At 65.1% G+C, this 15,155-nt stretch carries 1 protein-coding gene; it reads right to left on the bottom strand.

Annotated features, from left to right (window positions below):
* Nucleotides 1-27: 27 nt before the first annotated feature.
* Complete coding sequence (locus tag AC07FD_RS34825) at nt 28-14,970, bottom strand: beta strand repeat-containing protein (RefSeq protein WP_478353501.1); 14,943 nt, start codon at nt 14,968-14,970, stop codon at nt 28-30.
* Between the last annotated feature and the right edge of the window lie 185 nt (nt 14,971-15,155).

The raw sequence follows: 15,155 nt of genomic DNA, 5'->3' as shown, positions 1-15,155 counted from the left end.
CTTGCCGCCAGCCCCGGCTTCTCTTCATCAGTTAGTCGGCACAAGAACCAGTCCGCCATTGTGCGCGCCCGGCACCGCCGCGTAAGCCTGCGCGCCGCCAGCGTCGAACGAGAACACCGAACCTGCCGGCGTGTTGCCGCCGGCATTCCAGATGGCGGTTGCAATCGCCTGGTTGTTGGCGCCGGCCGCAAAATTCTGGAAATACAGATGCGACGTGCTGCTGCCTTCGCGCGTCAGGAAGGCAATGTCGTCGGCAGGTTGGGCAAGGGTCACGGTATTACCGCTGATGTTCAGATAGGTGATCGTGAGGTCGCCGGCATTGGACCCCGCACGCACATCGATGCCGACCGCGCCGTTGCCGGCCGAACCGGTGCCCGAAAGCGTGATGTTGTTGTTCTTGATCGTCAGGTCGAGAGAGCCGTTGTCGGCGCTCGGACCGGCGCCATCGCCATGTGGCGTGGCAAGGATCGCCGGATCGTTGCCGGACTTGGTGATCGTGTTGCCGATGATCTCGACGATACCGGTCGAGGCATCTTCGGGATGGATGAAGATCGGCGAGCCCGTTGAGCCGACGCCGCCACCCTGGATGTCGGCATTGTTGTTGATGCGGCCCATGATGACGGCATTGTTGATGCCGAACACGTTGATGACCGGACCGCCATTGCCGTAGATCTTCTTGTTGTTGAGGATCTTGAAGTTCAGATGCGCGGTGTCCTCGGCATTGAGGCCGATGGCCCGGCCGAGGCCGCCTTGCGGATCGAACGTATTGCCGTTGCCGCCCGTGCCGCCGTCGGTGATGTTGACATTCAGCGTCGAGGTGTCGCGCGCGAAGGCTTCGACACCGGAAGTCTTGAGACTCAGGAAGCTGCTGTTCGAGATGTTGAGCGTCGCGTTGGCGGTGCCGAAGGCTTCGAAGTTGAGACCTTGCGCGCCGTTGCTGGAATCCTTGGTGTTGCTGAACGTGCTGCCGGCGATGTTCAGCGTCAGGCTCGTGCCATTGTCGTTGCGGATGTCGACCAGATTGTCACCGGCTGTGGCATCGCCTGCCGCGAAGCTGAACGTGGTGTTGGTGATCGATGCCGTGCCGGTGAGGTTGTAGAACCGCATATCGCCTTCGAAGACGGCGTCGCCGAAGCCGGTCACCGTGGTGTTGGCGATGGTCAGGTTCGAGACGTTCTGGCCGTTGATGCCGACCTGGACGCCGCCGTTCAGGTTCAGGTTGGTGAACGTTGCCGTCGCCACGCCGCTCATGTTGATCGCCGCCTGGGCAGCGCTGTTGAACGTTGGGCCGTCGATGTTGTTCAACGTGCCGTTGCCGGTGTTGGCATTGGTGAAATTCATGTTCGAAAGCGAAAGGTTCTTCGTCGACGTGAACAGCGCGCCTTGCGCGGTGTTCTGGACGGTGCCGCCGGAACCCGCCGTCACGCCGAGGCCGGTCACCGTCAGCCCACCGTTACCGGCGGCGAGGCCGGTGGTGTTGAGCACGATGCCGTTGGTGCCGCCGTTAGCCGAAATGCTCTGGAACGTCAGGCCCGAGCCGCCGATCGTCGTGCTGACGACGTTGAGCGCCGTGCCCGTGGTCGAGGTTATCGTGTTGCCGCTGCCCTGCACGGTGACCGTACCGCCGCCGGTGGCGTTGAAGCCAGCGCCGCTGGTGGTGTTGATGACCAGGCCGCCGCCGGTGAAGTCGATCGTCGCGCCGGTGTTGTTGGTCAAGCTGACGCCGGCAGCCGTCCCCGAGCTGATCGACTTCGACGCGCCGGACAAGGTGATGGCGCCGGCAGCGTTGCCGTCGAGGAAGATGCCGGTTTGGCCCGCCACGCTGTGGCTGATGTTGCCCGTCAGGGTGATGTTCTGCGCGGTTAGCGCCCGGTCCTGGATGTCGATGCCCCGCCCGGTTCCGCTGGTGATGGTGCCGGTATAGGTGAGACCCGCGGTGCCGCCGGTGTTGGCGCCGCCGGCGCCGTCGCCGATACGGATCACGGCAGCATTGCCGCCGACGAGCGAGCCGCCGCCGAGGCTGACCGTCCCGGTGCCGGTGACCGTATCCATGATGACGGCGCTGCCGCCGCCGGCGCCCTTGGTGGTCGTGGCGAAATTCACGCCCGCGGCGGCGACGATGACCGTGTCGAGATTGACGGCGACGCCGCTCGTCGTCGTGATCGAATTGCCGACGCCGGTTACCGAGACTGTACCACCGCCCGTGGCATTGAACCCTGTGCCGGAGGTGGTGTTGATCGCCAGCCCGCCATTGCTGAAATTGATCGTCGCGCCAGCGTTCGTCGCCAGGTCGACCGCCGTATTGACGCCGGTGGTCAGCGTCTTGGTGCCGCCGCTGAAATTGAAGGTGCCGCCGGTGTTGCCATGGACAAAGATGCCGTTGTCGAAACCGCCCGTGCCGGTGAGATTGCCGGCCAGCGTGATGGTACCGGCGGTAACGCCGGAGATATCGACGATCTTGCCTGCCGCGGCGGTCTTACTGATCGTGCCGTTGTAGGTGACGCTTGACGTGCCGCCGGCGACAAGGAAACCGACACCGCTCGGATTTGTGATCGAAGTACCGCTGGAGAAGCTGAACGTACCGCCCGAGCCATTGAGGATGTCGACGCCGGCGTCGCCGCCATTCAGCGTCGTGGTGCCGTTGAAATTGTAGGTGCCATCGGCATTGTCGAACTGCAGGCCGGTGCCGTTGGTGGCCGACAGCGTGCCGGTCTGGAAGGTGAGCGTGCCGGTGGCGTGGCCGCCTGAAACGCTGATCAAGGCGGCGTTGTTCGCCTGGGTGATGTTGCCGCCGTAGGTGACGGCGGCGGTGCCGCCGACGACATTGAACGCGGTTCCGGTCGGGCTGGTGATCGAGGTGCCGCTGCCGAAGCCGAAACTGCCGCCCGATCCGGTGAGGATGTCCACGCCGGCGTCGCCGCCATTCAGCGTCGTCGTGCCGTTGAACTGATAAGTGCCGTCGGCATTGCTGAACTGCAGGCCGGTGCCATTGGTGGCCGACAGCGTGCCGGTCTGGAAGGTGATCGTGCCGACGGAGTGGGTGGCCACGTTGACCATGGCGCCGCTGCCGCCCTGGCTGATGTTGCCGCTGTAGGTGACGCTGGCCGTGCTGGCGGACACGTTCATGGCCGTGCCGGTCGTATTGGTGATCGAGGTGCCGGTGCCGAAGCTGAACGTGCCGCCCGAGCCGGTGATGATGTTGATGTTGGCTGTGCCGCCGTTCAGCGTCGTCGTGCCGTTGAAATTGTAGGTGCCGTCGGCATTGGAGAACTGCAGGCCGGTGCCATTGGTGGCCGACAGCGTGCCGGTCTGGAAGGTCAACGTGCCGGTATGGGCGCCGACGACGTTGACCATGGCGGCATTGTTGGCCTGGGTGATGTTGCCGGCATAGGTGGTATTCACGCTGCCGCCGGAGACCAGGAACGAAGCACCCGTCGCACCGCTCAAGGCGCCGCTGCCGAGGCCGACAGTGCCGGTGACAGTGGTCAGGCTGACATTGTTGACGCCGCCGCCCGACGAGGTCGAGTCGAGCGCGATGTTGGCGGCGACGCCAGAGAGATTGATCGCCTGGGCACCGGTGGAAGTCACCGTCTGGCTGGCGGCGGTGGCGGCGATATTCATCGTTCCGCCCACTCCGGTAATGCCGATGCCGCTGGTGGTGTCGATGGTCAGGCCGTTGTTGAAGTTGGTCGTGCCGCCGTTCTGCGCGAGGCCCACGCCGCTCGTCGTATCGATGTTGGCGAGGCCGCTGACGTTGAGCGTGCCGCTGACCCAGCCGATGCCACCGCCCGTCGACGCCGTGTTGTTCACAGTCACCGTGTTGAAAGTGAAGGTGCCGGTGTTGGTGCCGATGGCGCTGATGCCGGTGCCTGACGCGCCTGTGATGCTCGTGGCACCGGTGACGCTGAACGTACCGGCGACGCCGTCGAAGACGATGCCGCTGGTGCCGCCGGCGGCGGTGACGCTGTTGAGCACCATGTTGACCGTCAGCGGATCGAGATTGAACGCCGCGCCGTTCGTGGTGTCGACCGTGCCGCCACTGCTGTTCAGCGTGAAGGTAGTGGTCTTGGTGTTGGCGATCACACCGGTGCCGCCAGTGTTGGCAAGGCTGAGCGTGCCCAGATCGAAGGTGCCGCTGGTGTTGGTGAAGCTGAGGCCGTTGCCCTGGATCCGCGCGCCGGGATTGCCCATGCCGAGCGTGCCGGCACTGACGGTGCCGCCGACGCCGTTGGAATCGAAGCGGACATTGTTGAAGACGATGCCGCCGCTGCCGGCGCCGCCGGTCACCGAATTGCCGGCAAACGACCTGATCGCGATCGAATTGTCCGTCGCATTGATGTTCTGGCCGACGAAGGACGCCGCCAGCCCGAACGCGGTCGACCTGAGCGTGTTGCCGTCGATCGAGAGGAGAAGCTTGTCGGCTGTCGCCGCGCCGCTCGTCGAGAAGTCGAGTGCGTTGCCGCCGGCGGTGATGATGTTGTCCCGGATCACGAAATTGGAGCCAAGCGTGGCATTGACGAAAATGCCGGCGCCGCTGCCGCTGTTGAGTGCCGTAACGTTCTGGACGCCGGCGGTGATGACGCCGGTGCCGCTGAATGGCAGGTTGATCGTCGCGGCCGCGCCGCTGCTGGCCAGGATCGGCCGTGAATTGTCGAGGCCGCCGGGATTCGTGACGACCGTCGAAGCCTGGATCGTGGTGAAGTGGAACGAGGATGGCGCGCCAAGGCCGCCGCCGACGCCGAGCGGCCCGACGTCGATCGCCGCATCGCCGCTCTGGAACGAGATCACCGCTTGCCCGTCCTTGAGGTCGAGCGAGCTGTTGCCGATGTTGATGGTCGCCTGGTTGGTGTCGACTGTCTTGTCGATCAGCACGAAGACATTGGCGGTGGAAGCCTCCGCCTGGGCGACGCTGCCCGGATTGAGGAAGCTGCCGTCACCGGTACCCGAAATCTCGCCGGCGGCGTCGATGTAGTAGACGCTGATCGCCGACAGGTTCGAGATGTCACCGACGAACGTGACGTCGTCGAAATCGTAACTGCCGCTGAGCGGCAAGGTGTCGGTGGCGTGGATGACCTGGCCGCCGGTTGTCGAGATCAGCGACTCGGCCGGTCCCGCGCCATCGCCGAACACCAGGGTTGCATTGGTCGTGCTGGAGAACTGTATGCCCTGCGCGACATTGGTGATGGTCGACGTCTGGGCGCCGCCGGGATTGACGGTGTCGCCGAGCTGGATGGTGGCGGCGCTCGTGGTTCCGGCCATGTCGATGCCGAGCGTGCCGGCAAAGCCACCGCCGGCGACGTCGAAATCACCAGCGTTGATGCCAGTGCTGATGACCGCGCCGTTGAGATCGAGGCCGATGGCGTTCGCGCCTCCGAGCCCGATGTTGAGGCTGGTGATGCTCAGCGCCGAGCCGAGCGTGCCCGCGACATCGAAGCCACGCGAGGTGATGCCTTGCAGGTTGATCGTGCCGAGGATGATGCCGCCGCCGCCGACATTGTTGAGCGAGACGCCGGTGGCGGCGCCATTGGCGGAGATGGAGCTGAAGTTGAGGCTGCCCGCGCCGACCGTCGCGTTGTCGAGCTTGAGCGCGGTGCCGGTCTGGGTGCTGATCGTGTTGCCAGAGCCGGTGACGCTGACCGTCCCGGCGCCGAAGGTGCTGGCGGTGAAGCCGGCGCCGCTGGTGGTGGTGATACCGAGGCCGCCGCCGGTGAAGGCGAGCGTTGCCGTGCCCTGTCCCGGGCCGATGCTGGGTTGCTTGACGACAGCGTCGTTAGCGCCGGTGTTGAAGGTCTTCGTCGCCCCGGAGAAGGTGATCGTGCCCTCCGAGGAACCATCGACCAGCACACCGGTGCCGCCTGTGTGATTGATGGTGCTCGAAATGTTGTACACGCCGTCGGCGTTGCCGCTGAAGACGAAGGCCGTCGACGCCGTCGTGGAAAGTACCGAACCGCTGAGGTTGAGGGTGGCGAGGTCGCCGCCGCCGGCACTCACCACGCTGCCCGCATTGACCTTGACTGAACCGTTGTAGTTCAGCGTGCCGCCGGTATTGGCGCCGACAGCGATGGCAAAGTCGCTGGTGCTTGTCGTCGCGCCGATGCTGGCGGTCCCGCCATTGCCGCCGATGTTGACAGTACCGCTCATCACGCCGTTGAAATCAATGCCGCGCGTGCCGCCGTCGATGGTCAGGCTGGACCCGGCGACATTGGCGATGTTGACCGTTGCAACCTGGCCACTGAACTGGAAGCCGGAAGTGTCGACGTCGATGTTGGTCGTTCCGGTGAAGTTGACGGACTTCCCGGAGCCGGTCGTCACGCCGAACATCGTGACGCCGATGACACCCGTATTGGTCAGCCCGCCGATGTTCACATTGCCGGCGAGGTCGACGCCGTTCAGCACCACGCCGCCGCCATCGGCGGTGGCGACCGACGAAATGTCGTCGAAGGTGATGCCGCCGCTGCCGACATTGGTTGAGGCCACCAGCAGCCCGTCGCCGCCGGAAGCGATGGTGTTGTTGGCGCCGGTTACGTTGACGACGCCGCTGCCGATCGCGACGAAGCCCGCCCCGCCTGTCGTCGTTATGTCGAGACCGCCATTGGTGAAATTGATCGTGCCGTTCGGATTCGGGGCCGGAGTGCCCGTCGCGAAGGGCCCGATGACGCCGAGGCTGACGGCATCCGTGGCGCCCGAGCGGATCTGCTTGCTGGCACCGGAGAAGGTGACGGTGGCGGCGGTGCCGTTGTCGATGCCGGCGACGACAATATTGCCGCCGGCCGCGGCGTTGCCATCGGTCAGATTGCCCGACAGTGTCACCGAGCCGCCGGTGAGTTCCCGGATCGAGACCGCCGCACCGGTGCCGTTGCTGGCGATGGTGCCGGCATAGGAGATGACCGCGTTGCCGCCGCTTGCGTTGGTGGCCGAGCCAACGTTGAAGGCGGCGCCCGCACCGGTGTTGGTCAGCGCGCCGGTGCCGAGATTGAGCGAGCCGGTCAGGTTCTGCAGGTTGATGCCGTTGCCGGCGGCGAAGCTGGCGCTGACCGAGGTGAAGCCGCCGCTGACACTGGCGTTGCTGATGCTGACGCCGGTGCCGTTGGTGGTGGAAACCGTGTTCGTGCCCGTCAGTGCCACCGCGCCGCGGTCGGCGGAGAAGCCGACGCCGCCGCTGTTCTGGATGGCGAGGCCGCCCGAGAAGGTCAGCGTGTCGGTGCTACCGGCCAGGCGCTGCCACTTGACGCCGCCGCCGGTGGCGTTGGTGATCGAGACCGCGCCGGCGAAGGTCACCGATGCCGCGGCGAGGTTGGTATTCTGGATCTGGATGGCGTTGGACGTCGTGCCGTCGATCGTCACCGGGCCGTTGAACAGAAGCGTCGGCGACGCGGCGAGATCGGACAGCAGGATACCGTTCTGGCCGCCGCCGCTCGAATTGATGGCGCCGAACTGCGCCGAGCCGCCGGAACCGTTCTCGACCCTGGTGCCGTTGCTGAACGAGATCGCCGGCTGGCCGGTGGTCGTCACCGTGTTGCCGGCCGCGCCGAAGAACAGCGTGCCGTCGAGATCGGACACCAGGCCGGCCGCCTTGACGGTGTTAACGGTGACCACGCCCGAGAAGCCAACACGGTTGCCCGTGGCGATCCGCGCCCACAAGGCATTGTTGAGCCCGGCGCTGGCGCCGGTACCGTCGATATTGAGAGTGGCCGTGCCGAGGTCGATGTTGTTGCCGCCTCCCGCCGCGCCGTTCGCAGCGACACCTATGGCGCTCGGACCGAGGAACGTTGTGTTGGTCGCCGTCTTGACCGCGACATTAGTCGTGTCGAATTTGATGTTGCCAGCCACACCGATCAGCGCCAGGCCGAAGCCACCGACACGGTTCGTCGTGGTGCCGGCGACGAAGGCGCCGCCGTCGACCTGGTCGATGCCGGGGGTGGCCGCGTTGGCGTCGAAAACGACCGACTGCACTGAGAAACCGCCGACTTCGCCCTTGTTGCCCAGAAGCGTGATGTCGGAGAAGGCGCTGACCTTCATGGTGCCGACGCCCGACGTGCCGTCGACCGAAGCAATGGTGCCGCCCGTCGCCGAGAGGACCAGATTGGACAGCGCGACCTCGCTGTTGGCCGCGCCGTCGACGATCGACAGCGCGCCACCGTCGCCACCGGTGATCGTCGCCCGGTTAAGCACGAATTCGGTGATGCCGGTGCCGTGCACGCCAATGCCGGTGCCGGTGTTGTCGATGATGACGTTGTCGATGCTGGCGCGGCCGGTGAAGTCGACCGTGTTGCCGCTCGCCGTCGTCAGCGTCGGCAGCACGGTGTCGACGCCGTCAGGCGCATCGATGATGCTCGACGAATTGATGTTGCTGAATTTGAAGTTGCCGCCAAGCGTGCCGCCAACACCGCCATAGGGCGCGGTGTCGATGGAATCGCCGGCCTTGAGGCCGATCAAGATCTGGCCGTCGGCGAGGTTGAGCGTCTTGTTGCCGGCGCCCGTCTGCTGCGCCAGCATCATGTTGATCAGGTTGCTGGTACCGTTCTGCGACCTGTCGATCAGCGCAATGATCTTGGCGCCTGACGCTTCGGCGCCGGCGATCGAGCCTGGATTGTCGGCGGTGCCGTCGCCGGTGCCGTTCGGGTCGACATAATAGATGGTCGAACCCTGCGCTTCGGAGATATCGCCTATGAAGCCGCCCGCAGCGCCGTTGACATCCTTGAAATTGTAGGTGCCGCCGGCCGGGAAGCCGCCGGTCGAATTCAGGATGTCGACCGCCTTGACCGTCGACAGCTTGTCGGCGGCACCCTCGCCGTCGCCATAGATGAAGTTGACCGCGGTCGTGTTGCTGAACTGGAAACCGATGCCGGGGCCGGCGCCGGGGCCGCCGATGGTGGAAGCGGTGGTGTTGGCGGGCGTGCCGGGATCGCCGAGCTGGATCGTGCCGGTGCCGGTCGTATTGGACAGGTTGACCGCCGTCGTGCCGGTCGAACTCGCGCTGGTCAGGTCGAAATCGGTCGCGGTGATGGTGCCGTTGACCACGGCATTCGCGAAGGTGATGCCGGTCGCGCCATTGCCGGTCATGGCGATGCCGAGGCTGGCGAAGGACAGCGTGCCCGAATTGGTGCCGGCAACGCTGACGCCGGTCTGGTTCAGCCCGACATTGGCGACGTTGGTGGCGCCGAAGGTGACGGTGCCCGAATTGCCCGACAGGCCGATGCCCGTCACGCTGCCGCTGGCCGCGACCGCGCCGAACGTCGCCGTACCGGCGACATTCGAAACGGCAAGCCCGGTTCCGGTTGAATTGGTGACGGAGAGCGGCGTTGTAGCGCTGAAGCTCGCGCCGGCGCCAAGCCCGCCAATCACGGCCCCGCCGCCGCCGGTCGCCGTCAGCGCCGGACCGGTGAAGCTGATCGCGCTGTTGGTCGGCGCCGTGGTGGTGCCGATGGCAAACAGATTGCCCGTGCCGGTCGACGTGACGCTGCCGCTGAAGGTGACCGAGCCGCCAGTGGTGCCGTCGACCTTGACCGCCGCGCCCGGCGCGCCTGCCGAACTGGATATGTTGGCCGAAACCGTGATCGCCGCGCTGCCGCCGGAGACGACGACGCCGTCGCCGCTGCCTGAATTGGCAATGGTGCCGCCGATGCCGAGCGTGCCGGTGTTGCCGGTCAGGCTGACATCGGCGCCCGAAACCAGCGTCGTCACCAGGTTGCCGACATTGACGGTCGCGCCGCTGCCTTGCACCACCAAACCGGGGCCGTTGCCGACAACTGTCGCAATGCTCGTCGTGCCGTTGAACGTGTAGATGCCGCTGGCGACATTGGTCAGTCGGATGGCATCGCCATTGACGCGGCTGATGTCGACGGCCCCGAAGGTGACATTGCCGCCGCTGGTGTTTGCTATGACGATGCCGCTGGAAACGATCCCGCCCGAGCCATCCACGGTGACGCTTGCGAAGTTCACGCCGGCCGCGCCGATTGTCATTCCGGTGCCGCCGATGAGAATCCCCTTCTCATCCAGCCCAACGCCGGTCGCCACGGTATTGCTGGAGCCGGTCACCGTCAGCGTGCCGCCATTGATGGCGCTGAAGCCGTAGCCGCCATCCGTGGTAAGGTCGAGCCCGCCGGTGAAGTTTATCGTGCTGCCGGTGTTGCCGGTCAGGTCGATCGCATTGACTGCGCCGATGCTGGCGGTGATTTTGCCGCCGAACGTGGCGCTGCCGCCGGTCAGGAAGGACACCTTCACCGCGCTTGCCGCGCTGGTCTGGTTGATGGTGCCGTTATAGGTGACGCTTGCCGACGAATTAGCGATGGAGAAGGCGTTGCTGCCAGTGTTGGCGATGGAACTCCCAGCCCCGAAGGTCAAGGTTCCGCTCGAGCCGGTGACGACGGCGACGCCTATGCCGCCGCCGGTGATGTCGAGATCGTTGAAGGTGGCGGTGCCATCGAAATTGTTGGCGAACAGCGCGACATTGGTGGCATTGGCAATCTTCGTGTTGCCGGTGAAATTCACGGTCGCGCTTGAATCGACAAGTGCGACGCCGGTTTGGCTCGCGCTCTGGATGGTCAGATTGTTGACCGTGACGATGCCGTTGGCGCTGTCAAGCAAAAGGCCGACTGTGGCACTGCTGATCGTCACGCCGCCGATCGTTGCGCCGTTGCTGCCCGTTCCGTCGATCGCAAAGTTGGAACTGCTGGCCGTCAGGTTCTTGACGAGGTTGCCGTTGGCGAGGTCGATGGTGTTGCCGGCGGCGTTGTTGAGCGTTGCCCCGCCAAAGCCAGTCGGATCGCCCTGCGTCGCGCCGGTAACGACATGGGTGCCGGTGACATTGGCGGGTGGCCCGCCCAGCGTGACAGTGCCGCCATTGGCGAAGGAAACGATTGACTGGCCGCTGGCCAGCGTGAAGCCGTCGGCGTCGGTGTCGATGGTCTGGACGGCTGCCGTCTTGACCAGAACGAAGATCGTGCTGGCACTGGTGGTCAGATCATCGGCGGCGGCGGCATTGATCAAATTGCTGGCGCTGGAGCCATCGCCAAGGCCCGTGCTGGCAGAGCCAACGTAGATAACATTGGCGGCGTCGAACAGCTGCGGCCCGTTCAGGGCCGTGTCGTGGAAGGCATAGGTGCCGCTGCCCGGGTTCAGGCCGCGCATGTCGAGCGAAGCCGTCGTCCCGGTGATCGATCCACCGCCAAATGAGAAGGCGGTGTTGGCGGTGGTTCCAGCCGCGCCATGCGTACCCATCTGCACGCCGGTGCCGGCCGAAATGGTACCGGTGCCGATCGTCACCGAGCCGCCGGTGGTGCCGGAAAGGTCGATGCCGGTCGAACTGCCGGCGCCGGCGATGTCGAGCGAGGTGGCGGTAAAGGTCGAGCGGCTGCCAGACAGGTCGAGCCCGGTCTGGCCAGTGGGCAGGCCGCTGATGTCGATGTTGCTGAAGCTGATCGCGCCGTTGACGCCCTGGACGTCGATGCCGTTCTTGGCCAGCTGCCCGATGCTGACATCGCCGAACGTCACGGCGCCGGTGTTGCTGTCGAGCCAGATGCCGGTGCCGCCGGCGCTGGGGGCGGTCATGCCGACCGGCCCGCTGAAGGTGAGCGTGCCGGTATTGTCGGAGGCAAGAATGCCCAGACCACTAATATTGTCTATGGTGACCGGCCCGCCAAACGTGACGGCGCCTGCGGAATTCTGGATTCGGATGCCTACGGCGACGTTCGAAATGCTGACAGCGCCGAAATTGACATCGGCGCTGCTGTCTGAGATGGCAATGCCGTCAAAGGCGGAGTTGGAGACCGTCGTCGTGCCGGTAACGGAGAAATTGCCGGTGGCGCGGGACAGGCTGACCACAGGGTCTCCGCCGGACTGACTCACCGCGTCCATCGAGACATCGAGCCCGATACTGTCGCCAGGCCCGACAGCGCCGACAGAAAAGCCCCCGATGACGTTGCCTGAAACCGTGCCACCCGTCATCGTCAGTGATGCGGCGCCGGTCGAAATGGCCACGACGCCTGAATAGCCATTGTCCTTCGCCTCGACCGTCTCGAACCCATAGGTTCCGCCGCCCTCGATGAACAGGCCGTAGTTGGCGTTGTTCGAGAGTTTCGTTGTGCCGGTGAAATTGTAAGTGCCGTCGCCCTGGATCGACAGGCCCGAACCGAAATTGCCGCTGGAGTTCAAATTGTTTGCTGTGACACCGTTGGTGCCATCGAACAGCACACCAGCGAGACCGGCGCCCGAAACATTCAGGCCCGAGATCGTGACATTGCTGACGCCACTGCCGTGGACGCCGTTGGCGCTGCCGCCTGCAACGTTGAAGTCGAGCAGCGAGCTGTTGTTGGCCAGCGTGACGACATCGCCGGCGCCGGTATTGGTCAGTGTCGCCGCGCCGCCTGCATCCGAGACGGCGCCGCTGTGTGCGATGTTGTCACCGGTCACATTGACCGGGATGCCGCCGAGCGAGAAGGTCCGCCCGTTGCCGAACGAAGCCAGCGTCTGCCCGGCGCTGAGCGAGAAGCCGTCGACATCGTCGATGGCCGTGCCGCGATTGACCAGCACGAAGATCGCATCTGCGTCGGTGCTGGCGTCGGCTGTCGCGATCGAGGCAAGGTCCAGCAGCGAGGAGCCGTTGCCCGAGCCGGTCGCGGAAGCGCCGACGAAAATCAGATTCTGCACGTCGAACAGTTGCGGGCCGCTGAACGTGGTCGAGCCGAACGCGTAGTGGCCGAGCGTCTGGTTGAGGCCGCGCGCGTCGAGCGAAGCGGTGATGCCGGCAATGGAGCCGCCGCCGAAGTTGAACTCGGCATTGGCCGAATTGGCCAGCGAGCCGGCAATGCCGAAGCGCACGCCAGTGTCGACCCCGGCGATCGTGCCGCCATTGGTGATGGCGATCGTTGCGCCGCCCGAGGTCGGCGACGAGAGATCGATGCCGATCGAGCCGGCAGCACCGGTGCCGGTGACGTTGAGCGACTGTGCGGTGAAATTCGTACGACTGCCGGAGAAGTCGAGGCCGGTGCCGACGCCGAGGCCGGAAATGACGATGTTGCCGGCGACCACCGCCGCATTGACGCCGGCAAACGAAATGCCGTCGCCGCCTGGTGCCGAGATGGCGACATCGCCGAAGCGGATCGCCGCCGGCGAATTCGAAATGGCGATCGCCGGTCCGGTCGTGTTCGAGATCGTCGTCGCGCCGTTGACGGTGAAGCTGCCCGAGACCTGATCGAGCACGACGCCCGACGTGCCGCCGGACTGGGTGATCGAATCCAGCACCACATGCGCGGTGATCGGATCGATGAAGACGGCGGTGCCGCCATTGCCCGACACGGTGCCGCCGCTGGTGGTGAAGCTGCCTGATGTCGCGGTGCCCTGCACGGCAATGCCACGGTCGGCATTGTCCTTCGCATTGAGCGTGGCGAACGTATAGGTGCCCTTGCCGGTGGCATCGAGCCCGTCGTCGCCATTACCCTGCAGCAGCGTCGTGCCGGTGAAATTGTAGGTACCGTCGCCCTCGACATGCAGGCCGTCGAGGCCGTTGTTCTTCGCCGTGAAGTCCGAGCCCTTGATGCCGGTCGAGGTGCCCGTGAAGTCGGCGCCATTGCCACCGGCCCCGGTCACCGTGACATTGGTCAGCGTGGCGCCGGAGATGTTGTTGCCGAAGATGCCGTTGGCGCCGCCGGTGATGGTGATGCCGTTCAGCGTGTTGCCATTGCCCAGCGTAATGACGTTGTTGGCCGGATTGGTGCCCTGGATCGTGCCGTTGCTGCCGCCCAGGTTGAAGCTGCTGGTGCCGCCGCCGAAAAGCAGGGCGGTGACGCTGCTGCCACCGCCGATGACGGTCTGGCCATTGGTCAGCGTCACGCCGCCGGTGGTGATATTGCCGCTGCCGCCAAGCGCCACGACGAAGCCGTTGCCGGCCTTGGTCACCGCATCGTCCAGCGTCGTCGGATCGCCAATGGTGCCGAGGCCGAGCGAGTTACCGCCGTCGGCGAAGAAGAACTTGCCGAAAGCAGCGCCCGTGGCGGCATTGATGGCGAGGCGCGTCGTCGTGCCGCCGTTCACGTCCTGCGACTGGATCCTGACGCCGATATCGCCGCGCACGCGCTCGTTGACGCGTTTGCGAAGGCCTTCGCTGACCGGATAGACCGGCTCCGGCCCGCTGTCGGCCCCATTGTCGGCATTGTCAGAGCCGTGGCCGGGGTTGAACGGGATGTTCAGCCGGACGCTGCCGGCGAACTGGGTGTCGTCGCGATTGTCGTTGCGGACCTCGCCGGCGAACACCAGCGAGGTGTTGCTGCCGAAGACATCGCCGATCGTATACTCGAACCCGGCCTTGGCGCCGGTGACGCTGTGGTCGTCGTCGTGCGGATCCTCGAAGTGATAGCCGCCGATATCCAGCCGCAGCGAATGCTTGTCGGGCAGGTTGATCGGCACCTGTGCGCCGACCTCGCCCTCGATGCCCCAGGCCGCGTATTGGCGATGATCGATCACCGATATCTGCTCGAGCAGCTGGTTTCCGACCATCGACAGGGTCGAGTCGGTGGAGCGGTCTTTGTAGTCGCCCTTGATCGGCAGATAGACGTTCACATGCGCGTCGAAATGCGGCGTGATCGCTTCGGCGCCGAGCGTCGCGGCGGTGAACTGGTTGCTGTTGAAGTTCTCGACGTTGAGATAGGCGTAGCCGCCGATCATCAGGTCCGGATTGACGATGCGGCGGACGCCGAGGCCGACATCCTGGCCGAAACCGTCCTTGAAATCGTGCTTGGCCCTGACATCCAGGAACAGCACCGATTCGGCCGTCTGCTTCAGCGGAATGAAGCCTTCGAGCGCGGCGTTGCCGCCATTGTTGTCGGCGCCGACGATGGCGCGCACCTGCGGCTGCCACAACCCGTTCGGGTCGGCATAGGCCGACATGCCCGAAAGGCCAAGCGCCAGCGTCGTAAGCGCCGTCGTCTTCCACAGATGCCTGGCAATTTGCGAACGGCGACAGCCAGCGCGCACGCGGAAATCCTCCCCACGCGCCGCCATCTCACCAACTTGCCGAGAATTCTCGGTAGTTCCCATCCCAGGCGAGTCCTTCCGGGACTGCACGTCCCGCGTGTTTAAGTCTTACGCAGATTGTATTGTATAGCGAGTCTCGGCTCCTTCGATTTCTAGGGGTTTCCTCCAATTTTCTTTCGTGTGTC

Source organism: Mesorhizobium waitakense (assembly GCF_056431085.1).
This window is presented reverse-complemented; position numbering and strand designations above follow the sequence as displayed.